This is a genomic window from Brotomerdimonas butyrica (assembly GCF_025567305.1).
GTDB classification, from domain to species: domain Bacteria; phylum Bacillota; class Clostridia; order Peptostreptococcales; family Anaerovoracaceae; genus Lentihominibacter; species Lentihominibacter butyricus.
This window is the reverse complement of sequence record NZ_JAOQJP010000021.1, coordinates 1-24,207: the sequence shown is the minus strand read 5'-3', so window position 1 is coordinate 24,207 and position 24,207 is coordinate 1. Positions and strand designations below refer to the sequence as shown.

17 protein-coding genes and 1 pseudogene are annotated in these 24,207 nt (G+C 41.8%); 17 read left to right on the top strand and 1 reads right to left on the bottom strand.

From position 1 onward, the window contains the following. The first annotated feature begins 331 nt into the window (after positions 1 to 331). The 8 genes and pseudogenes from OCV59_RS11670 (at position 332) to OCV59_RS11630 (ending at position 10,426) form a co-directional block, all read left to right on the top strand. Positions 332 to 2,335 carry an oxidoreductase gene (locus OCV59_RS11670; RefSeq protein ID WP_147594613.1) on the top strand — a complete coding sequence of 668 codons (2,004 nt, stop codon included), beginning with the start codon at positions 332 to 334 and terminating at the stop codon, positions 2,333 to 2,335. A 24-nt stretch (positions 2,336 to 2,359) separates the two neighbouring features. Further along, on the top strand, positions 2,360 to 4,018 hold the full coding sequence (locus OCV59_RS11665) for a carcinine hydrolase/isopenicillin-N N-acyltransferase family protein (protein WP_147594612.1): 1,659 nt from the start codon (positions 2,360 to 2,362) through the stop codon (positions 4,016 to 4,018). 415 nt (positions 4,019 to 4,433) lie between these two features. Next, positions 4,434 to 5,678, top strand: a complete 1,245-nt coding sequence (locus OCV59_RS11660) for an MFS transporter (protein ID WP_147594611.1) — start codon at positions 4,434 to 4,436, stop codon at positions 5,676 to 5,678. A gap of 98 nt (positions 5,679 to 5,776) precedes the next feature. Then, entirely contained in the window at positions 5,777 to 5,956 is a 180-nt protein-coding gene (locus tag OCV59_RS11655; RefSeq protein WP_147594610.1) for a hypothetical protein, read from the top strand. Between the two features lie 109 nt (positions 5,957 to 6,065). Then, a complete protein-coding gene (gene tnpC, locus OCV59_RS11650) occupies positions 6,066 to 6,926 on the top strand; it encodes an IS66 family transposase (protein WP_147594609.1) in 861 nt (286 codons plus the stop codon). A 16-nt stretch (positions 6,927 to 6,942) separates the two neighbouring features. Further along, positions 6,943 to 7,281 carry an IS66 family transposase gene (locus tag OCV59_RS11645; RefSeq protein ID WP_147594608.1) on the top strand — a complete coding sequence of 113 codons (339 nt, stop codon included), beginning with the start codon at positions 6,943 to 6,945 and terminating at the stop codon, positions 7,279 to 7,281. Between the two features lie 159 nt (positions 7,282 to 7,440). Continuing rightward, positions 7,441 to 8,453, top strand: a pseudogene (locus OCV59_RS12070) (uroporphyrinogen decarboxylase family protein). Between the two features lie 11 nt (positions 8,454 to 8,464). Next, on the top strand, positions 8,465 to 10,426 hold the full coding sequence (locus tag OCV59_RS11630) for an ASKHA domain-containing protein (protein WP_147594607.1): 1,962 nt from the start codon (positions 8,465 to 8,467) through the stop codon (positions 10,424 to 10,426). Positions 10,427 to 10,547: 121 nt separating this feature from the next. On the opposite strand, the gene OCV59_RS12065 is transcribed toward OCV59_RS11630, so the two are convergent. Then, entirely contained in the window at positions 10,548 to 10,976 is a 429-nt protein-coding gene (locus OCV59_RS12065; protein ID WP_394803013.1) for a transposase, read from the bottom strand. Positions 10,977 to 11,174: 198 nt separating this feature from the next. On the opposite strand from OCV59_RS12065, the gene OCV59_RS11620 reads away from it, so the two are divergent. The 9 genes from OCV59_RS11620 to OCV59_RS11580 all read left to right on the top strand — a co-directional run bounded on the left by OCV59_RS11620 (position 11,175) and on the right by OCV59_RS11580 (position 24,085). Next, on the top strand, positions 11,175 to 11,648 hold the full coding sequence (locus tag OCV59_RS11620) for a cobalamin-dependent protein (RefSeq protein ID WP_394803012.1): 474 nt from the start codon (positions 11,175 to 11,177) through the stop codon (positions 11,646 to 11,648). 112 nt (positions 11,649 to 11,760) lie between these two features. Then, positions 11,761 to 12,732: a uroporphyrinogen decarboxylase family protein gene (locus tag OCV59_RS11615; protein WP_262584396.1), complete on the top strand. Its 972-nt coding sequence runs from the start codon at positions 11,761 to 11,763 to the stop codon at positions 12,730 to 12,732. A gap of 207 nt (positions 12,733 to 12,939) precedes the next feature. After that, on the top strand, positions 12,940 to 14,577 hold the full coding sequence (locus OCV59_RS11610) for an AraC family transcriptional regulator (RefSeq protein WP_262584394.1): 1,638 nt from the start codon (positions 12,940 to 12,942) through the stop codon (positions 14,575 to 14,577). 240 nt (positions 14,578 to 14,817) lie between these two features. Beyond that, entirely contained in the window at positions 14,818 to 16,251 is a 1,434-nt protein-coding gene (locus OCV59_RS11605) for a M28 family peptidase (RefSeq protein WP_147594604.1), read from the top strand. Positions 16,252 to 16,255: 4 nt separating this feature from the next. Beyond that, positions 16,256 to 17,482 carry an MFS transporter gene (locus OCV59_RS11600; RefSeq protein ID WP_147594603.1) on the top strand — a complete coding sequence of 409 codons (1,227 nt, stop codon included), beginning with the start codon at positions 16,256 to 16,258 and terminating at the stop codon, positions 17,480 to 17,482. Between the two features lie 42 nt (positions 17,483 to 17,524). Then, positions 17,525 to 19,030 carry an FAD-dependent oxidoreductase gene (locus OCV59_RS11595; protein ID WP_147594602.1) on the top strand — a complete coding sequence of 502 codons (1,506 nt, stop codon included), beginning with the start codon at positions 17,525 to 17,527 and terminating at the stop codon, positions 19,028 to 19,030. Positions 19,031 to 19,057: 27 nt separating this feature from the next. Beyond that, positions 19,058 to 20,677, top strand: a complete 1,620-nt coding sequence (locus tag OCV59_RS11590) for a C45 family autoproteolytic acyltransferase/hydolase (protein ID WP_147594601.1) — start codon at positions 19,058 to 19,060, stop codon at positions 20,675 to 20,677. A 252-nt stretch (positions 20,678 to 20,929) separates the two neighbouring features. After that, positions 20,930 to 22,768 carry a M28 family peptidase gene (locus tag OCV59_RS11585; protein WP_262584380.1) on the top strand — a complete coding sequence of 613 codons (1,839 nt, stop codon included), beginning with the start codon at positions 20,930 to 20,932 and terminating at the stop codon, positions 22,766 to 22,768. A gap of 3 nt (positions 22,769 to 22,771) precedes the next feature. Next, the gene (locus tag OCV59_RS11580; protein ID WP_147594599.1) at positions 22,772 to 24,085 is read left to right on the top strand and encodes a saccharopine dehydrogenase family protein; all 1,314 of its coding nucleotides are present in this window, start codon (positions 22,772 to 22,774) and stop codon (positions 24,083 to 24,085) included. Positions 24,086 to 24,207 lie beyond the last annotated feature (122 nt).

Below are 24,207 nucleotides of genomic sequence, written 5' to 3'. Positions count from 1 at the left end.
GAAACATTCGGATATTTAACTCCTGACGAGTTCTACAGGCAGGGGAAAAACGAGGTTTGATACTCTACTTTTATGGGTGCACCTCATAATACTTGTATTTTTATTTTAGTAGACTAAGTATATTGAAACAGTATGTACAATTAGTCACATATATCTGTATTTTTTTTCATATCGGGACATTAATCGAAGTATGAAAGTAAGTGATCATATAAAAGAGTATCTATTGTCAAGGAACGTTATACGATTTATAAATGAATAATAATGCTGGGAGATATAAAATTGAATAAAAAACATCGGATACATTGTAAATAATAAGGGAGGAAAAATTGAAATGAAGGAAATATATAAATCACTATTTACTCCATTTAAGATCGGAAATGTAAAGATAAAAAACAGATTCGTAATGTGCCCTATGACGGGAACTGCAATTATAAACAATAATGAGTTTAATTATGAGGCTGAAAAATTCTATTTGGAAAGAGCTAAGAACGGAGTAGGTCTTATTGTAACTGCGCCGTCTATGATATTTGATATGTGGGGGAGAGGGTTCTGGCTTACAGAAGCAAAGGATGCTTTTGGAACACCGTTAAGGAATTTCGTAAACAAGATACATGAAGAAGATGCAAGGGTTTTTATGCAGCTGGGAGTTGGCTTAGGCCGTGTAATATATCCTAAACCTGTAGAATTTATAAAAGGTGCGAACATTGAAAATATTAAGATCGCCGCGAGTAAGCTGCGCAATGTATGGGATACATCCATGGTGCACAGGGCGTTGACGACAGAAGAAGTAAAAACTTTGCGTGACAATACGATTTTAGCGGCAAAAATGGCCAAAGATGCAGGTATGGATGGAGTAGAAATCCATGCAGTGCATGAAGGCTATTTGCTGGATCAGTTTGCTATAGAATCCATGAACAGCAGAACCGACGAGTATGGCGGTTCGTTGGAAAACAGAATGCGGCTGGCGTGTGAAATAATAAAGGGTATTAAGGAAAGCTGCGGGGAGGATTTTCCTGTAACAGTAAGATATAGTGTTGTCAGCAAGATGAAGGGATTCAATGACGGAGCATTGCCGGGAGAAGACTTTGTTGAGTTCGGAAGAGATTATGAGGAAAGCATAGCTGTAGCAAAAATTCTGGAAGAAGCAGGCTGCGATGGATTGAATGCGGATAACGGAACGTATGATTCATGGTATTGGGCGCACCCACCTATGTATATGGGCAGAGCATGCAACCTTGAGGATGTTTCGTTTATAAAAAAACATGTAAATATACCGGTAATCTGTGCAGGGCGGATGGAGGACCATGCGGTGTCTGCAAAAGCGGTAAGTGAAGGCCTGATAGATGCAGTAGGAGTCGCGCGTCAGTTTCTTGCCGACTCGGCATGGATAGAAAAATTAAAGGCGGACAAAGAAGACGATATCAGACCTTGCATAGCATGTCATAACGGATGCCTCGGTAGTCTGCTGCAGGGAAAAGGACTGTCATGTGCGCTGGATCCATCTGTGATGCATGATGAAGAATACAAAGTGATGCGAGCGGATAAAGCGAAAAAAGTTATTATCGTAGGCGGCGGTATCGGCGGAATGGAAGCTGCAAGAATACTTACTCTGAGAGGTCATAAAGCAAGCATATATGAAAAAGGCAGTAAGCTGGGCGGTGTCTTTAATGCGGCAGCTGCGCCGGATTTCAAAGAAGCTGATAAAGCTCTGCTTGCATGGTATGAAAAACAGATGAAAGAACTTGGCATAGATGTGCATTTTGGGACAGAGGTAACCAAAGATGTGATAGAAGGTGAAACTCCGGATGCGGTAATAGTAGCCAGCGGTGCTGCTCCGAGAAAGCTTAGCTTTAAAGGTGAAGCCGAAGGACAGGTCGTTTCGGCAATAGATTTTCTCCTTGGAAACAAAGCTGTGGGAAAGAACATCATCGTTGTCGGCGGAGGGCTTACCGGATGTGAAATCGCGTATGACATTGCAAGAAAAGGCGGAAATGTTACGCTGGTGGAAATGACCGATAAAATCCTGGCGGCTCCGCTTTTAAGCGCAGCAAATTCCAATATGCTGAGGGACTTGATGAAATATCACAGCGTTGAAATTATTACATCGGCGAAGATTACCGAAATTAACGGAAGCAAAGCGGTTGTAGAGTGTGAAGGTAAGGAAAGAATCATATCTGTCGACAATATAATCGTTTCCGCAGGATATATACCGAATCAACAGCTTTATGAGGACGTGAAAAACATCTGTGATACATATATTATCGGAGACGCTTCAAAGGTAGGAAGCCTGTTGGATGCCATAAAGGCAGCTTATAAAGCAGCCATGGAAATATAACCTTTTATCAAGGAGGGATAAATTATGAAGTATAATGACATGGAACTGTTAAGAAGAAAGGTGGCTCATCTGCATAATGATAATTATTCGACAATAGCTCCACCTATACAAATTACAAACGGTATCCCGCAGGTAATGGTTCTTAAAGGTTCATATCGTGAAATGGGTTTCCAGTACGGAGCAAAGCTTGCGTACAAATTGTATTCGGTTCTTACCATAACAAGAGCAGCGGTTTTAGAAGCGCATGGCGAAAAAACTGTAATGAAAGATATGAAAACAATCGAATATCTTGTGGAGAAATATGACCCTGATTTCAGACTTTGGATTGAAGGAGTACAGGCAGGCTGTGCCAGCAAAGGTGTTGATTTTACATTGTACGATTTCCTGATTGCGGAAGTATACGGCGGTGAAAGATGGGCAAGACCGGAAGGGAAGTATCCGGAAGAACTTGGCTTTGATAATTCACCGGCAGGTCCGAATATCCCTCATCCTCAGTGCAATGCATTTGCGGCCGCAGGGGAGGCTACAAAGGACGGAGAGGTCATTGTAGGAATAAGCGGTTCGAATTCGGATGAAACTCCTGACAGAGTTATACTCATATGTTATCCTGACAATGAGCCGTATTTTATCTGTTTCGGTGCTATTGTAAGTCCATTTTGCCAGATCGGCATGACCAGTGCGGGATTCACATGGACATGTACGGCGAACTTTTCACCTGTAGATTGTGACTGGGGTATTTTCCCTGAAATAATGGATCATTATTTCACTACAAAATGTAAAACTCCGCAGGACGCGCAGGAATTCCTTAAGCTGATACCTAGAGTAGGAGCTGTGGGAAACCTTATTACGACCGACCTTGCGGGAAATATTTCTGTAACCGAAACGAACAGCGATCATTACAATATTCGCAGGCCGGGAGATGCGGGCGAAGAAGGTAATTACGTTGTAAGTACGAATCACTTCGCGGCAAAAGACACATTAGAGTGGAATATACCCGAATATGCTTTATGGCAAAATGATTCAAAGTGCAGATTTGCTACTGTATCAAAGTTCCTTGCAAAAGCAATAGAGGACGGAGGTATTGATTACGAGTCTATCCGTAAGATGATGCGTTCGGATGACTGGTATGATCCCGAAACAAATGAATGGCATACCAATGAACCGGAATCAATGAAGGGGTATAATCTGCTGGAGTATACTCATCAGGCAATCATGCATCCGTCAGATATGACTGCGTATTTCATGCTCGGTACGGCAAGCGGGACAGGCACTCCTGCAGGCTCCATGGGAGAATTTGTAAAAATGCAGATACTGGAGGATCCTTTTGAAATGCTTGAAACAATGAGAAATGAAACATTCCTTATCGATTTCTATGAAGCAAGAGCATTTTATAGAAAGGTACTTAATTCAAGTGAATCGCTTCAGAAAGATTACGCGACGCAGGAGGCTCTGGAAGGTCTGCTGGATAAAGCATATGTCGCATATGAATGCGCGCTGAACAGGCAAGCCCATGCGATTCTTTGCAGGCATGACGGCGGCGCGGAATGTGATTATCTGGAAATACTAAGCGAAGCGTTATCATACATGGCGGAATCGCAGCTTTATTCAAAGAAGCTTATCGCTCAGCTTGAATGCTTCGGCATCAAAAAGCCGGGTGGATATAATTACTTCGGTGCTTATTAAGAGCTTTATACATCAATCAACAAAGTATCGTACCAGCAAAGCATGCTGGTACGATACTTTTTAAAAATCAGAAAATCTCATTTTGGGCTTTATTTCACTTAGCCGGGGTAGGCCGGAATACCGGCGGAGCCTATCGATGACAGTGTGCCGGAAGCCTACATATTTATGTACAATTGGTTATATGTACATGTACAATTAGATATCAATAAAATCAGAATATATTTGAAATTTGCAAAAAAGTAATTTTGTAAAAGAAAATACTCTCTTTTGTAAATGAATGATAATAAGGGAAATATTACAATTAAGGTGAATTCAGACCATGAATCTAAAAAAGGAGGCTATAAAAACTGCTGAAGCACAGCGGTTATAGCCGCTAAAAACTTATTCAACAAATTTACACTACAGGAGGGATAAAATGAGCGAATTATCGACAAAAAGAATTGACAAATTACGTTGGCCAATGCTTGTTCTGGTTATGTTGGTCGGCATGACATCGGCATTTTTAAATTGTTTATCTGTATTTATAGGGCCGCTTTCAATGAAGGGCTGGGATCCTACCATCGTGGTAATGGCATACTCCGTTATGATGTTTATGTCTATTCCGGGCAGTCTTATAGGGGGAAAATTGAAGGCAAAATTCGGAAATCGTTTTGTATTAAAGGTCTGTGGTCTTGGATTTACGGTTTCGGTACTGGTGGCAGCCTTCGCGCCTAATGCATGGATTTATGTGATTGCTATCGGTGGATTTGCATCATTATTTGTCTATTGTATATATGTTGCGCAGATTGCAAATCTGGGAGAACTGTTCCCGGACAAGAGAGGTCTTGTTACAGGAGCATTGTCTGTAGGAATCTTTCTTGCAGGTGCACTAGTAGTTCCTGTATGTGAAAGAATGACTAGTGCTATACATGTTACGCCGACTATTGTGGTTTTTGCATTGGTAATAGGCGGAATTACGATTCTTTCGGGATTTATATTGCTGCAGGCGCCGGAAGGATACAAACCTGAGGGCTGGGAAGAGCCCGAGTATGAGATACTGGAAGGCGGTGAGGCAGAAGGCATAAAGGATGTTGGCTGGAAAAAGCTGATAACATTAAAATCCTTCTGGCTTATCACGATTGCCAGTCTGACGGGAACCATACTGACATCCGGTATACAGGGCAACTTTATAATATTGACCGGTGAAATCACGGGAGCTTCACAAGCTACAGCCGCATGGATTTACACGATATTCTCAATGATAATGGGAATTAGTGCGATTGTTGTAGGAGGAATTTCAGACAAGGTTCTGGGCCCTGTTAAAATCATAGCAATTGCATGTCTGGCGGTTTTCGTTATGACTTTGTTCTTTATTTTAACAAACGCACAAAGCACACCGATGTATATTGTATTCGTTGCTTTTATAGGCTTGGAGGTCAGCGCATTTTCAACGTTAATTGCAGTAATACTGATGAGAGCTTACGGTACTAAAAATTTCGGTATCAACTTCGGTCTGGCACAGGTCGGTACGCTGATAGGCTCCTTCATAGGACCGCAGCTGGCTATTAGAGGAGCAGAGACATTTTTAATCGTTTCGGCGGCGGGTGTACTGCTTTGCGGAATTGTTATGTTTATCCTAGCTAAGGCTCTGAATAAAGAACTCGGAAAGAAAGTTTTCTGATTTTACGTAATCCCCAAATAGCAGGCACATTGAAAAGAGAAGGAACCTCCGATAAAATGTCAGCAGGACATATTCAAATGAAGAAACGGAGGATTGCTATGTACAGCAAAGAAGACATCGCGTATTGGATGGACATATTTGAGAGAGTGAATAGAGCGCCTGTATCAGAAAAGGAATGGTGTACGAAAGTATATAGAAAAAGAGGAGTGATACACTGGCCGCAGAAGGGGAAAGGTTTTGGGCAGAAGGGAATGGAAATGTTGCTTGAAATGATATGAAAAAAAGAGCTTGAAAGAGTGGCGGGAAAGCTTCAAAAGCAGGGGAAAACACAAAGGATAAAGCCTTGAAAGCATTGAAATTTCAAGGCTTTTGTAATATAATAAAGAGATGAAGAAGACGGTACGAAAAGAGGTTGAGATCATTCCTGCAAAGGTGGTCGTGCATGAGCATATCACGCAGCACTATGTATGCAGAGAATGTGAAAAGAAAGAGCTCCATACACCCATACTGCAGGCTGAATCGCCAAAGCCGCTGCTGGCAGGATCATTCCTTTACCCATCCATGGCTGCATATGTCATAGACAGGAAGTTTGAAAACCGTGACCCGGTTTACAAAATCAGCTCTGATTTCAAATCGCATGCTCTGAATCTGTCTGATCAGACGATCTCTAACTGGATTTTGCGTACATCAGAGGTCTATGGCCGGCCGCTGTACGAAAGGATGTGGGATCACCTTCTGAAATCCGATTACATAAATGCAGATGAGACAACAGTACAGGTGCTGAATGAGGAAGGGAGAAAAGCGCAGACAAAGAGCTATATGTGGGTTTTCTGTGACAACCATACAGCAAAGCCGCTTGTCCTGTTCAAGTATGCAGCCAGCCGAAATGGTGATGTGGCTAAAAAAGCACTTGAGAATTACAAAGGGATAGTACAGTGTGATGGATATGATGGATACAATAAGGTAAATGGCATTATCCGTACAGGCTGCTTTACTCATATGAGAAGGAAATTCCATGAAGCACTGAAAGCTGTTGATCCAAAGCTACCGAAAGAGGCAAGTGCATCAGAGAGGGAAGCGTTAAAAAGATGCAACAGGCTGTTTGAGCTGGATAGAAAGGCAAAAGAACAGCCTGTGGAAAAGCGCCTGCAATGGAAAGAGGCCTTTGTAAGAGAGGATATGGAAGATTTTTCCGGTAGCTGCAAGAAAAGAGAGAAGATTCTGCGCTGGAAAGCGAACTGTTCGTAAAGGCAGTAATTATGCCTTGAGTGAAAGGGAATATCTGAAGAATTATTTTGCTGATGGAAAAGTGGAACTTCCCAACAATTTGGCGGAACGGGCAGTCCGTCCATTTGCGATGGGCAGAAAAAACTGGATGTTCTGTAAAACTCCGAGAGGTGCGCAAGCGAGCGCAATATGGTACAGCATTGTTGTAACTGCTAAGGAAAACGAGCTTATCCCATTTGAGTATATAAAATATGTTCTGGAATCTCTGCGAGGAAAAAATGTTTCGGAAATGCCGGGAGAAGATATTGACAGATTGCTTCCATGGTCAGACAAGCTCCCTGAAAACTGTTACCAACCGTCATCCGAACAAAAATAAAAGTATAAATCCCAAAGTATCACAAGTTTGTGCTCTTTGGGATTCTTTTGTGCTTGCTATTTGGGGATTACGATTTTACTTATATTAAACTTAAAAAGAAAAGAATTAGTCTTTTATTGAAGCAGATTCACGATACATTGCAGAGCAGAGGAGAAAGTAATGAACAGAAATATGTATGAATGGCTTGAGGAAGTCAAAGCTGCAAAGGTAAAAAAGGCGATGCCGGTGCTATCTTTTCCGGCTGTACAGATGATGGATATCAGAGTAAAAGAACTGATTTCCGATAGTGACAGACAGGCTACGGGAGTGAAGCTTGTAGCAGAGCGTGTTGACTCGTCAGCCTCTGTAAGTCTTATGGACCTGTCAGTCGAAGCAGAGGCGTTCGGTTCACAGGTTTCCGTTTCAGATGATGAGGTGCCGACTGTAGTGGGCAGAATCGTAGCCACAGTTGAAGATGCTGATGCTTTGAAAGTACCGGAAGTAGGAGAAGCACGTACAGGTATATATATCGAGGCAATTGAGAAAGCGGTAAACATGATTACTGATCGTCCCGTATTTGCGGGCGTCATAGGTCCTTTTTCGCTTGCGGGCCGACTGATGGATGTAACCGAAGCCTTGATGAATTGCTATGTGGAGCCGGAGATGGTTCACAAAACGCTGGATAAGGTAACGCAGTTCCTTATCGCATATATTGAAGCATACAAAAAGGCTGGGCCGACGGCGTCGTAATGGCAGAGCCTCTGGCTGGAATATTGTCGCCGGATCTTGCGGATGATTTTTCTTCGGATTATGTGAAAAAAATCGTTGATGCGGTTCAGGACGAGGAGTTTATCGTGATATATCATAACTGCGGCAACAATGTATTGATGCTTACAGATTCGATTTTGAAAACAGGTTCGGCAGCCTATCACTTCGGCAATGCTGTCAGTATGAAAGAAATGCTGGAAAAGATGCCGAAAGATATTATACTTATGGGAAATGTAGATCCTGCAGGACAGTTCAGAAACGGTACGCCGGATTCCGTAAGGCAGGAAACTCTGCAGATTATGGAGGAGTGCTGCAGTTATTCCAATTTTGTTATTTCTTCCGGGTGTGATATTCCGCCGATGTCAGCCTGGGATAATATCGATGCGTTTTTTGAAGCTGTCAGAGATTTTTATGCAGTTAAATAATTGTAGAAAAAATGATTATCAAGGATTTTAACATCAGAATATCAGAAGATAACGTGCTGGATATACTTGGCTGCACCAGAGATAACGATATATACGGCGATGTACTGTCGGAGTTACGGGCTATGCTCCCTCACGCTTACGCGCTGCTGGAGCCGGTCGCTTTAGTGGAAATAGGAGAATTCGCGGGGCGTGAAAGGGGTGCGGTATATTGCATTACATCTGCAGGCAGCAAAATTTCGGAGTGGTCGTCGCAGCTGTTTGATGACGGCGAGTATCTAAAAGGAATGCTGGCTGACGCCATTGCTGACGATTATGTTTTTCAGATAGAGCACAATTTGGTGGATGTGCTGAAAGATATGTGTATACAAAATCATGTTGGAATAATACGAAGGCTGGAAGCTCCACAGGACATAGATATAACCATGCAGCGGAGAGCTCTGGAAATAACAGATTGCAACGACCTTGCCGGAATTACGGTCAATAGCAGTTGCATGTATTATCCTGTGAAAACGCTGTGTGCGATTTTTGAAACGAGTGACGATATCGATGACTTTGAGATTGAGCATGATTGTACCAGATGTACTAATAAAGAGTGCAGGTTCAGAAGTGAAAACAAGACATTGATTAAAGTGGTTGATGATAACAGAACAACCACTTTAATCTGCAGCACCGGAAAAACGCTTTATGAAGTGCTGCTAGAAAACGGGTACTTTATCAACGCTCCGTGTGGCGGAAACGGAAGATGCGGTAAATGCGGAGTTAAAATCATGGATAAATACGGTGAATCTATGGGATATAAGCTTGCGTGTTCACTGATACCGGATGATGGGATGATTGTTGTGCTGAGTAATGCTGCTAAAGAAAAGATGTCAATACTTTCGGAGAGCAGTCACAGTATTTCATATGAATCGGATTATGGTTCTGACATGGGTGCAGAATATGGGATAGCCGTTGATATAGGAACAACAACTATAGTAATGCAACTTGTAGAAATTAGTTCCGGAGTGGTAAGGAAAACGTATACAGCCATTAATGGTCAGAGGGTGTATGGAGCTGATGTTATAAGCAGAATTACTGCCTCTGTTGACGGCTTAAGTGAGCAACTAGCATCTATAATAAGACAACAGTTGATTGAAGGCATCAATGATTTGACTGAAAGCGGTAATATTGAAATAAAGAGGGCAATCATAGCAGGCAATACAACAATGATACATTTGTTAATGGGATATTCGTGTGAAACACTGGGAACAGTTCCGTTTACTCCTGTAAACATCGATAGAATACATCTGGAAGCAGCAAAGCTATTCGATCTGGATAAATATTATTTTGATATTGATGTAATACCGGGAATATCCGCTTTTGTAGGCGGGGATATTGTATCGGGAATGTATGCACTTGATTTTCATAAATCAGATAAAATTTGTATTTTACTGGATTTGGGAACCAATGGTGAAATAGCAATAGGAAATAAAGACAGACTTTTGGTTTCTTCTATGGCTGCCGGACCTGCTTTTGAAGGCGGTAATATAGTATGTGGTACAGGCAGTATTGGAGGTGCAGTATGTGGTGTGAAAATCGACGGAGACAGAATACGGGTTGAAACCATAAATAACGAAACCCCTGTAGGAATCTGCGGCTCAGGCATTATTGAAACGGTCTATGAGCTTTTGAATAAAGACGTGATAGATGTAGCAGGTAATTTCAATAGTAATGATGATAGATATCTTTTAACCTATGGCAGAGACCGGGAAGAGATAGCGGTGTATCCAAAAGACATAAGAGAGATACAACTTGCAAAGGCTGCTGTAAGAGCAGGGATAGAGACGATTATTTCTAAATACGGAGTAGAATATGATGAAATAAGCAGTATATATATAGCAGGCGGCTTTGGACACAATATAAACATCGATAAGGCCATAGGAATTGGATTATTGCCGGAAGTATGCAGGGACAGAACTGAGAGTATAGTATAGCCTGCAAATAAAAAGTCAAGCAGGAGTTGATGAACTTTGAAAATTTTATACAGGTTGAATTAAGAATACAAAAACTAAACCACCGGGTAACGCTGGTCTGAGAAAGGCGCTGAAGTTTTTCTTAGATTTCTTCCGCTTTTGATAGGGAAGCAAGGTATTCTTTTACCCGTCCATAATAAATGCGGAGAAATTTGTTTGCCCCGGCAGTCATGTAAACATAGTAAGGCTTGCCCTGCGCCCGTTTCTTATCCATAAAAGCGTAAACAGGGTCGCCGACAGGAGAACGCTTGATGAGATTATCCATGATCTGGAATAGTGTCTTGCGTAAAGCCGGCGAGCCTTTCTTAGATGTACGGACGCTTTTCTGAATGTGCTGTCCCGAATCGTTTCTGCCTGGGTCTACACCTGCAAACGCAGTAAGTGCCCCGCGGTGAGTGAAACGTGTCACATCCCCGATTTCAGCCATAAGCTGTGGACCAAGGGTAGAACCGACACCATTCATTGCCATGACAACAGGATATTCCGGAAGCGAGGAAGCAGTCTCATCCATTTTCAAACGGAGAGCTTCCACAGTTTCGGAGGCAGTGTTGAGCATGGAAACAGCTTGGCGTATCAGCAGCTTAGTGCTTTCGTCTTTTGGAAATACAGCAATCAGGTCAGAGGAAAGATGATAGATCTTTTCAGCCTTTTGTGCATTGAAATTGTAGCCTCTGCGTTTGCACCAGTTTTGGTAATGTGAGGTAAAGGCTTGCAGTGTTTTGTAGCGGACACAGTCCAGGTAGCGGCGCGTGCTATGAAAATGGGCGCAGAGACGTTGAAACCTTACCTTACGGGAGCGGGTATAGAGTCAAAGGGTACCGTGGTTATAGGTACGGTAGCAGGGGATTTACACGATATAGGTAAGAATCTGGTACGAATGATGATGGAGAGCAAGGGATTTGAAGTTATAGATCTGGGCGTAGATGTTCCTGAGCAGAAGTTTCTTGATGTAGCCAGAGAAAACAATGCCAAGCTTGTATGCTGCTCTGCGTTGCTCACTACGACAATGGAAGCCATGGCAAGAACCGTTGAATTGATAAAAAACAGCGATATTGCAGATAAGGTAAAAATTATGGTGGGAGGAGCGCCGGTAACGCAGAGGTTTAGTGATTCCATAGGGGCAGATTGCTATACTGTTGATGCTGTTTCTGCGGCAGAGGCTGCTGTAAAGCTTGTTTCGTAGAAGTTGAATGCTATGAATATAGTTGATATGTAAAAATATTTTCCAGGAAAGGAGAGCAGGATGATACGATCACCCTGCAAATAAAGAGATGCTGACTGCAAGAGAAAATTTATTGAAGGCATATAATCATGAAATCCCTGAAAGAATCCCTATTTATCAAAGCGATATCAAATACTGGATGCCTCCTGAAATCAGAGAACGCGGTCCCGAAGGCGGAGAGGGTCTGGGTGGAGGAACAGGCTATGATTGGTTCGGAAATCATTGGACGTTTTCGGAGGTTGATATGGGAACGACTCCAACGCCCGGATACGGTCCGATATTGACCGATGTAACAAAATGGAGGGAGCAGATAAAATTCCCTGATTTGAGTACTATTGACTGGAAGGCTGCGTGGGAGCGTGACGGCGCAGATCCTGAGGAATACGAAGGCAAGCTGCGTATGATGATTATATGCAGTGGGCCGCTTGAGCAGCTCCATACCATCATGGGCTTTGATGAAGGCCTGATGGCAACGATTTTAGAGCCGGAAGCCTGTAAGGAATTTTTTGAGGCAATTATAGATTATAAAATAGAGATGCTTGAAGGAATACTTGAGTATTACCCGTTGGATATAGTTGAACAGCATGATGATTACGGACATAATAACAATTCGTTTATTTCTCTTGATCAGTTTAGGGAACTGCTAATGCCTGCATGGCAGAAATATGCCAAGTTCCTTAAGAAAAAGGGAGTTATTTTCCAATTGCATTCATGTGGAAAAAACGAGGGGCTGGTGCCCGGTTTTATAGAAGCGGGAGTACAGTCATGGTCTTCATGTCAGCGTATCAACAATCATAAAGCAATAGTACATGAATATTGCGATAAAATTATTTTGAATCCCGGAATCATGTTCCCGGAATATGATGGGATGGAGTTGACGGAAGAAGAAAAACGTAGAATTTTGGACGATGAAATATTCAGCATTTGCAAAGGCGGAGCATATATTCCGGATATGTGGGACTATAATTTCTACGACACTTTTGTTCAAATGGTAGCGGAGCGTCCGGATTTTTATGAAAAAGCCGAAAATTGCATTTTACCGTAGAAGATGTAACTTAATGATATAATCTTATAAATTAAAACAGCGAGTGGGGTACGGACAAAATTTCGGGCTGTCTATATGGCGATGTCGGGGTTTAAATGTATCCCATTTTCGTATTTTCAAAATAATAAAGTCTGTATTTTGATTTTAATGAATAACTATGGTATCATTTATATAAACAGAATTTCAATACAGGTGTTGGTAGATGTAATGATAGAAAAGTTATTTACAATCGGAATAAGGAACACGGAGCAGCCCTTTCATTGGTATGATACGTTAGAGCTGTTTTTTGTAGTAAGAGGCGAAGTCGATCTGATATCCAATAATAATACTGTGCATATGTCGAGAGGACATATACAGGTTGTTAATACTGAAGATGTTCATGCTCTGGAAAACAAAACAGAGGATCTGTTGTATATACAGCTTTCCATGAGTATGGAGGCTTTTGATCAGTATATTCCCGACATATCAATAGTTTATTTTAAATGTGATTCCGAGGAGGATGCAATTTCAGAGGAAATCAAAAACTATATCGCACAGATGGTGAGGATGCTTTTTGAATATAAGGAAAACGAGTATCTCAAAAGCGAGACGGAGCAGACGCTTATTTATTATTGTGTAGAGATTCTCAGCGATATGAAAATGAGATTTAATTATGGAAGATATGAAATGGAAAATGTCTCGGAGAAGGAACTGGAAAAAATAGATCAGATTCGAAAGGTGGTAGACTATCTGTTTGATAACGGTAAAAATAAAATCACATTGAAGGACGCCGCAGATCATATTTTTGTCGGCACCTCGACATTTAAAAAGCTTATGAAGGAATACGGTGGCGGCTCATTTGAAAAGCTGCTGTCATCCATAAGGGCGGAAATGTCGCTGAAATACCTGCTAGACAGTAATATGAGCATTACGAATATCGCATATGAGTGCGGATTTTCCGCACCTAGATATTATTACAGCGCTTTTGAAAAGAAATATCAGTGCTCTCCGGTAGAGTATCGTGAACGAAACAGGAAGTATTTCATAAAAGAGAAAAAAAGCAATGCTATGTGTTTTACCTGTGACGAGGAAATAAAAATCAGCGATATAATTGAGCTTTTACGGCCCTACAGTGAATTTAAAGCTGATAGTGAACTGAATCGGAATATTATAAATATAGATATATCTGCCAAGCGCAGTCACAAAAGTAAATTTCCAAAGGTGGATAATGTGCTGATATGTGAAGAGGATGATGTATACAGGTTGGATTTTACTGAGGAACTCGCTTTGTGCAGAAAAACACTTGGAATAAGGAAACTGCGGATAATAGGCAGCAATTCTCGTCTCTGCGCAAACATAGAAAAGAATGTTTCATATCTTGGGATAACGGTATCAGATATATGGCAGAAAAAGGAGGAGAGTGAAAGAAACGTACTTCTTTCAGAACTGTTTGGCAGGCATGGTGAAAAGAAGCCTTTGTATTATATCTATGAACTGTTTAACAGGATAGAGCAGCCTTTTACAAGATTGAACCCTAACTGTATTCTTCACGATAAAGGCGGCAATTTGAATATCACGGCTTTCAATATTGACAACGGTGATGAAAAACTGTTATATAAATTTGATATATCCGGTCTGGAGGACGGAGATGATTACATATGTATAAAAACAGAAGCACCGAAGCTGACAGAGGCTGTTAAAAATCTGATTGCAGATGAAACAAAAAAACTGGATCGCGAAATAGTAAAGGAACTGGCAAAGCCCAGTATCGAATATAATGTGTATAAAAAGGGAATTCCTTTTATCATAGATGTGGCAGTGGAAAACAATTCCTTTGTAAATATTGAAATAATAAGAATCCGATAAGTGAGAATTAAATAACTGCGTGTTTAAAATCTGGAGGTTTTACACGCGGTTATTCTTGTGTACAATTAGCTACTCAGATATGTACATTTAGCTTAAAAAACAACCGCAAGGAGGAATACGTAATTGGGGTTTTGATTAAAAGTAATTTTCGTCAAAGAAAAGGATACTATTTGTAAATGAATGAAGTTTCATATAAGTATAAAATCAAAATGAAGAAATAAGAAACGGAGAATTCGACAAATGAACAGTATCGAAAGGCAAAAACCTTCCAGAGAAGATATGATGACATGGATAAAAGGCTTTACAAAATGGCCGCACAGACTGACAGGGACTAAAGAAGGACGTGAATCCGCAGAGTATGTAAAAGATGTTTTTGATGAGCTCGGACTCAATGACGTGGAGATAGAAAGTGTACCGTCGGTATGCCGTGAAACATCGATATGTGAGCTGAATATTAACGGGGAAAATATAGAATGCTGTCTTGCCAACGGAACGAACCGCGGAGCTGAAACAGGCGAGTTTAATTCAGAGGTAAAGGATGCGGATGTAGTTTATATGGGCAAAGGCTTGGAAGAGGATTTTGAAGAAATTGATGTAAGGGGAAAAATAGTTGTTTGCGATGTATATTTCCTGCCGAATGATCAGCGTGGGTTTATAGAAAAGTTTGCAGATATGAAGGTTTATGATCCTCATAATAAATTCAACAGAAAAATGAAGCAGTATAATATTTATTCGCCAAATAACTGGCCGTTTAATTACCTGCGAGCTAAAAATGCCGGCGCTTCGGGGTTCATAGGCATACTTCACGATTTTATGGATTGCCATTATTTTCATGAGGATTATACGGACATAGTAAATGTGGGCGGATATATGGAACTTCCGGCCCTGTGGGTGTCAAAAAAAGACGGAGAGAAACTGAAGGCAGCTGTGAAAAGCAATGTCGTATCAAAGGGATCCCTGCATGTAAAAACGGTATATGAATTAAAAGAAGCTCTTAATGTCAAAGGGATAATCAGAGGTATGTCCGATGACATAATAGTGGTGCATTCGCATCATGATGCTATATGCAGAGGTGCAGTACAGGATGCCAGCGGCATGTCGGTGGTTTTTTCTCTTGCGAAATATTTTGCCGCCCGTCCAAAGGAAGAAATTAAAACCACATTGATGTTTCTTTCCACAGACAGTCACTATACGGACTACGAAGGGCATGTAGGATTCATAAACAAGAGAATTAAAAATAATGAAAACCTGATTCTGGATTTTGCTGTGGAGCATATAGGGAAAGCTATGGAATTGGGCGATGACAACGAAATCGTTCTGCACGACGAATCAGAATCAAGAATAGTGTATGTTACCGATGTATACGGTCTTCCGGAAATCGTGTATGATGCAGTCAGAAAACACGGACTGGAAAAAACAATGGTATTACCTGTACATCACAAATCTGAGGGCGAGTACAAATCAGGCGATGTATGCTCCGATGCTTACGATTTTAATGCCAGGGGTATTCCGGTAGTAAGTATCATATCGACACCAATGTATCTGTTTCATGACAGCGATGATGTGGATAAGGTGCATCAGGAGTCTCTTGAGCCTGTGGCGGACATGTATCTGGAACTGATTTATAAGGTATGGGATATATATAGTAAAGATACAGATAAGGAATGGAGGTAATATTTTGTCAAAGGAAGGAAATTACAGAGGATGGGTGATTGTAGCAGTATCATTCCTTATATTAATGTTTATTTTTGCAACATGTATAAGCTGTATGGGAGTATATCTTAAACCGGTAACCGATGAATTCGGGATATCGAGGACGGATTTTTCGCTCATAACGACAATGCAGGCATTTGCAATGATATTATCTTCGTTGTTTGCAGGGAAGCTGCTTGAAAAATACAATATCAAAATACTGATGATGATAGGTGTCCTTTGCTGCAGTGTATGTTTGTTCATATATGCCATAGCGCCGTCTATAGTGTATTTTTATGCAGCGTCTGTATTGATGGGAATATCGATTTCCATGACCTGCAATATACCGATTTCGATAGTTATTAAGGACTGGTTCAGAAATAAGAACGAGGGAACCGCGTTAGGCATTGCTTTTGTCGGAAGCGGCTTTGGGGCTATGATACTTAATCCGCTCTATACATATATAATAGAAAATTTCGGGTGGAGATATTCATTTGCTTTCGGCGGAGCCTGCGTGCTTGTTATTCTGACTCCGCTGGTGTTGATTTTCATGAAAAGAAATCAACAGAGTACAGCTGCGGAGGAAGTGAAATGTCGAGAAACAGACAATGTGGCCTTGGAAAACGACTTTACTCTTGGAGAAGCATTTAAAAAGCCGCAGACATGGGCGGTATTTATTGCATATACTATTTTACCCTTTGTAGCTATGGCAATATTGAATCATGGGGTTCCGTTTATGACGGATAATGGAATGTCGTCTGAGAAAGCAGCCATGATAATATCATATGCGTCAGGTGTGCTGATTATAGGAAAAATAGCAGTAGGTATGCTTTACGATAAACTAGGGGTATATAAGACGAATCTTATAGAAGCGGTACTGTTTCTGGTGTGCTTCATTGCATTTTGGATGAACGGGTTGTTTGATTCACCGATATTGATGGTATTGTTTATTGTGCTTTATGGTTTGGGAATTCCTTTCGCTACGATTTCAATACAGATGGTGTTGCCGCTCATGTACGGAAAATCTCATTTCGGTACGTTAATGGGAATGTTCAGTATAGGAAATGGTCTTGCGGGAATGCTGCAGGTGGTTATCAGTATGATATATGATAAAACCGGCAGTTATACAGCGGCATGGATAATGTTGACAGCGCTTTGTGTTTTAGTAATTTTCATTTTAGCTATATGCGTTAGACCACAGAGAAAATCATGAACGGGTATACAATGATAAAGATAAATTAGGAAAGAAGTGGTTATGAGTAAGAAAGTATATGAAGCATACGCTGTTGTTGTAGGCGGCGGGGCGGCAGGCAGTGTCGCTGCGTATAAGCTGGCGAAGGAAGGAAAGAATGTTATACTATTGGAGAAGGGAAGCAGTTTCAGGTCGTCAAATTTTGCGAGACTAAGCGGATTTATGGGGTGCGAGACAGATTTTCAGAAAACAAAAGGAATAACGATAGCGAACAAGAAAAACCTGTATAACCGCATGACATCATGGGCAAAGGGTCAGATCAATCCAAAGCTAATAAACGTATTACTTGACAGCAGCGCTGAAGCCGAGAGGATTCTTACCGACATGGGTTTTACATTTTCGGCTTATGCAGACTGGGTAGATATGGAAAACAAAGAAAAGTATTTGAATGATATGATGTGGAGCCCGCTGCATCTTATAAACGAATACGGTAAGGATCGCGCAGAGGTTTTAGAGAAGGCGCTGAAAAGAGTCGGAGTAAATATCATGTTCGGCTGCAGCGGAAAAGAGCTGATACTTGAAGACGGCAGAGTGGTCGGAATAAAGGCTGCTACAAAATCCGGAGGCGAGGTGGAAATAAAAACAACAGCGGTATTTTTGGCTACAGGCGGGTTTGGAAATAATAAGGAAATGATGAAAGAACTTTTCAAAGGAGCTCCCTTCTGTAATCTGGGATCCCCCAATAATACAGGCGACGGCATAAAGATGGCCGCTGCGGCGGGAGGAATTCTGGACACTTCATTCGGACTTACATGTAATGAAGTATGTGGAGCAAGTCTGAAGCACAGAGAGTATATGTTTGATAAGGATTTTCGTATGGATAATGATAATCTGGGTTTTGCCACATACGGAGGGCTCATGGTGGATTCGGAAGGAGAGAGGTTCTTCAATGAAGAGCTTATGGCAACGATTCCGCTGGCAACAGGCGCTTATCCGACTGTAAATATAGGCAATGTGTATGTAGTCATGGATGGCGAATATTATGACGGATGCTGTGAAGAAGGCATATACAAGTATCTGGGAGAGCCGGACTGGGATTTTGGAAGTCATATGTTCGTACCGGTACTTGACAAAGCCAAGGAACAGTTTGCTCAGGCAGAGCAGGAGGGCTGGGGATTTAAGGCCGATACGCTTTCCGGGATAGCGGAGCATTTTGGGCTTAAGAACCTTGAAAAAACCGTAGCCAGATATAATGAGATGTGCAGAAACGGGGAAGATACTGAACACTTCAAATCTCCGATGTTTATGAGAGAAATAAAAGAGGGCAAAGGCTATTACGCCTTTGAATATGCAGGGAGTTACTGGTGTACACTTGGCGGAGTAAAAACAGATGCCAAATTACGAGTGCTCGATGTGAATAAAAAACCGATAACAGGAGTATATGCTGGCGGAGCTGAAATGGGAAGCGCCTTCGGAGATACATATTATGACATATGCGCTACATGTGCGGGATTATCTGTAGCGTCAGGTGTAGTAGCAGCAAATTCTATAATGTCATATGAAAGATAGATAAGAACTTTTGAGGAGGATAGAAAAGTGTATGAGAATATGAAAGAACTCAGAGAAAAAGTATCACACCTTTACGGAGGGGAAAATGAAACTATCGCCCCACCTGTCCAGACGACAAAGGGGATACCTCAAATTCTGGTTTTGAGAGGAAACAATCATGAAATGGGTCGTCAATACGGTGAAAAGCTGGCTTTTAAGATACATGCTCTGATCACGGTGCTTAAAGCAGCTCTTTATCAAACAAACGGAGAGGAAACCGCAACTAAAGATCTCAAGACGCAGGCTTTCATGGCAGATAAATACGATCCCACCTTCAGAGAGTGGTGTGAGGGCATAGTAGAGGGCTGTGTCAACAAAGGTGTTGAAATCACATATCTTGACGTTATTATGCTGGCAGTATACCCGTCTGTAAGATGGGCAAGAGCGGAGGGACCTTATCCAGAGGAGCTGGGATTTGATAATGATGCACCGGCATGTGATACTCCAAAAACGTACTGCAACGGATTGGCTGTGGCGGCAGATGCTACAAAGGATGGAAAGCCATTGGTAGGAGTCAGCGGTTCTCCTTCTGATGAGACTCCCGACAGAGTCATAATTATTGCTTATCCTGAAGAAGGACCTAATTATGTGGCTTTCGGAACAATAGGAAAGCCGCACTGTCAAACGGGATTGAACAGCTATGGCTTTGGCTGGGCAATGACTATGCAGTTTAACAGACCTGACTGTGACTGGGGAATAGACACGAATATAATATATCATCATCTTGTACAGTGCTGCAAAACCAAAGAGGAAGCTATCGAGTGGCTGAGAGAAGTACCGAAGTTCGGCGCTGTAGGGAATTATCTTATGACGGATAAAAGCGGTGAGGTCTGTGTTGTCGAGTCCAACTGCGACCATTTTAATATAAGATATCCGGGAGATGCCGGTGAAAGAGGAAATTATGTAGTAGTTACAAACCACTTTGCCGGAAAAGACGGGGATAAATACAATCTGCCTGTATGGGAGGAATATATCGATGAATCCAGAGACAGATTTGCAACGATATCGGAATTCCTGGCGCTTGGTGTGGAAAATAACGAGGTGGATATAGATTATATTCATAAAATCATTCGCTCCGACGACAGATTTGATGCGAAGACAAAGGAGTGGCGTTACAATGATGCCGGTTCCAGAAGAGGATACAATCTGACAGAATACACTCATCAGGCATTTATCTCACCTGCTGATATGACGGCTTATTTCATGCAGGGAAATGGGAGCGGGACAGGCGTTCCTGCAGGTTCTATGGGTGAGTTTGTGAAGCTTCCTTTGATGGATGATCCTAATGATATCTGTGAAGCCATGAAAATGGAAACTTTCTTTGTATTTTATTATAGAGCAAGAGACACATACAGGAGAGTACTTAATGCAAGCGAAGTGCTGCAGAAGGATTTTGCAAGCCAGGTGGCATTTGAAAGCATGCTGGACAACGCATACACTGCATATGAAAAGGCTGTCAACAGATCATCATATGCATATATGAGTAAATATGAAGGAGGTTCTGAGGAAGAATATCTGAGCCTTATCAGCGAAGCATTGTCATATCTTGCGGAATCTCAGCTTTACTCCAAGAGAATGGTAACACAGCTCGAGTATTACGAAAATTAAGGACTTTTCTTTTTCAGGAGGTTTGGAATGGAACATTATTTACAGAAGGTAGATTCGGATTATGGATTCTCTGTTGCAAAAAAACTGATAAGCTTCAGGAACACTGAAAAAGGATTCAGACTTGCGGGAACCCGGGCGGAAAATGAGGCTGCGGACTGGATTGCGGAAGAAATGAAAAGTATAGGCCTGCAGGAGGTAACAAAAGAAAGCCTGCGTGCGGATTCATGGGATTTCAGAGAGGCGACCGTCACGGTGTTATCTCCGAACAAAAGTGAGTCTATGGAGGTTTGTTCCTTTACATTTTTGGAAGGCACCGCGCCGGAGGGAATCACCGGAGAAGTAGTGTATGTCGGTGATGGTACCAGAGGCAATTATCAGGGAATAGATGTAAAGGACAAAATCGTATTGATAGATACGGATGCGTATTATACATATTGGTATAACTCTATTTTCAGTCAGGCCGAGGAGCGGGGCGCTAAGGCTGTTATCGCTACGGTAATGGACAGAGGGCCGGGCACGTATACAGATGATATTATTTCGGTGCAGGATGTTATGGGCGTTGTCAATATTCCCGCGGTTATGATGACTAAAAGGGATGGAGATAAACTTCGCACGATGTTGAAGGAAGGAAAGCATATAACAGTTAATATAAAAGCAGATATCAGACTTACCGAAAACGCGGAAGCCCATTACGTACATGGGAAAATTATCGGCAGGAATCCAAACAGATATATATTGGTCTGCGGACATTACGACGCTTACTGGGACGGCTTTCAGGATAACGCGACATCTTTGGGAGCACAGATGACCATAGCAAAGGCTATGATAGATTCAGGATACAAGCCGGAAAGCACTTTTGTATTTATAACAAATGGTGCGGAGGAGTGTGGTATAAAGGATACGTACTTTGATTTTGCTACCGGTGCGGCGGCTATTGCAAAACAGCATCCTGAGTGGATATCAAATATGGCGCTTTTTAATAATTTCGAAAATCCGGCAATAGACCAGACGGACAAATTCAAGGTGGCGGTTACAGGCAGCTATGAAAAGGCTTTTGACAGCGTATTGAGTAAGCTGGAACTGGATAATGGTCATGCGGTTTTTCCGACAAGGATAGTCGGCTCTGACGACGGTATTTTTAATAAGGCCGGAGCACCTACATATATGAGGATAAGCGCATCCTTTGGAGAGGAAAACCCTGAGGCTATGGAAAATTACGACCATACCCAATATGATAACGTAGACCGTTATGACCCGGAGGTTTTTGATTTCAATAACAGGATACACGGAATCATCGATATGTCGTTTGACAGTATGCCGGTATTGCCGTTTGATTTTACCTGGGATGTGGAAAACTATATGAATTTCATGGATGAAAATATCGCTGAAAGCCTGTATCCTGCTTATCCGGAGTTGAAAGTGCTTTTGGAATCCATCAATGAAAAGGCGGTAAAATGCTACAATAGGGCTATAGAAGTCAATAGATTGACCGAACGTATAAAAGCCATTGGTATCGATAAGGAAAGCTTGAGTGGTGTTTATGATCAGGCGTGGGAACAAAGCCGGATACTCTTGAAAATTAACAGGATTATACACAAAGAGATCTATAAATTCGGTCCTTTCAGCAATGTGATAATAGGGTATGTACAGCCGTATGAATATGTCAGGGTATTGGATGCATTAGCGGAAGAACTTAAATCCGGCAGCCCGGCAGCCGCGTTTACAGAACTTTGTGAACTGGATAATAATTTCCTGATTGAAGATTTTGATAAGCGTGTTTATGAAAAGGTTGCGATAGAGGCATTTGACTCATCGATACCGGAAAGCTGGGGTTACGGAGAAACTCTGCCGTTCCCGGATCTTTACGACGTTGTTACAGCAATCGAGTATAAAAAGAATAGTGGAGAGACGAACTTCAGCGGTGAAATACTTGAAGTTAAGGCAATACGTGATTCTCAGCACGATATATTGAAAAAAACCATGGATAGGGAAAAGGAGGCTTTTTATGACGTAGCGAAATTGCTGGATACAATAGATTTCGAAAGTATAATAGCCATAGAAAAAAAGATCATTGAAGAAACGGAGGAATAATTTATGAGTAAAAAAATTTTGGTGCTTGGAACCGGTGCACAGGGAACAACAGTAGCAAAGAGACTGGATCTGGAACCAAACGTAGAAAAAATCATTTGTGCAGACTATGACGAAGCAGCAGCTAAAGAGCTGGCAGCAGGACTGAATAAGGCAGAAGGTTACTTCTGTAATGCATCTGACAAAGCACAGATCACACCACTGCTCGAAGGATGCGACCTGGTAGTAAACGCACTGCCACTGGCATTCGGTAAAAACGTAATCGACGCAGCACTGGAAGCAAAAGTTAACTATCAGGACTTTGCTGCTCCGGAAGGATTTGAAGATACATGGGAAAAATGTATGTACAGACTGCTGGGCGAATACAATGAAAAATTCAAAGAAGCAGGAATCCTGGGTATCATGGGAACAGGCTCCGCACCGGGAACAATGTGCGTTGTAGCTAGAGATACAATGAAAGACATCGACGAATGTGATACTATCAACATGATGGTTTACGAAGGCGTTGAAGCTAAGAGATTCCAGCCTTACTGGTGGTCTCCTGTAACAGCTTTAGCTGATATGGATGACCTGCCTGTTGCTTGGATTGACGGACAGATGGTTAACACTAGACCATTCTCCCTGCCAATCGAAAGAACTATCGACTATGTTGGATATCCAGTAAGATTCGTAGAACACGCACACGATGAACCTTTCTATGTAGGTATTAGAGCTGACGAACTGTTCAAAGGTTGCAAAAACGCTTTCTTCAAATACGGCGGAGTTGGTATCGAATTCGCTGAACCTTTAGCAAGAGCTGGACTGCTCAAGAGAGAACCAGTAGAAGTCGATGGTCAGATGGTTAACACTCACAATGCTATTCTGAGCGCACTGCCACATCCACCTAGATTTGCACACGAAATTCAGGAAATTCTGGACGAAGGTTTAGTATCCGATACAGGAGCATTCGTAGTAGAAGCAATGGGTAAGAAAGACGGCAAAGATGTTCGTGTTGAATCTCACCTGTTTGCACCTGGAATGGTTGAATCCTTCGAAAAATTCGGAATTACTGGCGAACAGTATCTGACAGGACAGGGCGGATTCTTATTTACAAAACTGTTTGTAAATGACCAGCTGGATCAGACAGGATTCATCTCTTCCGCAGAACTGACAGAAGAAGCAAATGACAAGTATCTGGAATATGCAAAAGAGTTGGAAATCACAGTTGAAAGAAGAATCGTTTGGGATGACCCATACTTCAAAGAACAGGCTCCAGCTAAGGAATTCAAACCTTGGTGGGATGGCCCAACAATCACTCCTGTTGAACCATTAGAAGACTAATAATACATCTTTTGTAAACAGAAACAATTGAGCCAATGTCATTAAGTTAAGCGACATTGGACCGGGCGTTTCTTAAAACAACAAGACAGAGTATATCTCAAAAAGGTATGCTCTGTTGTTTT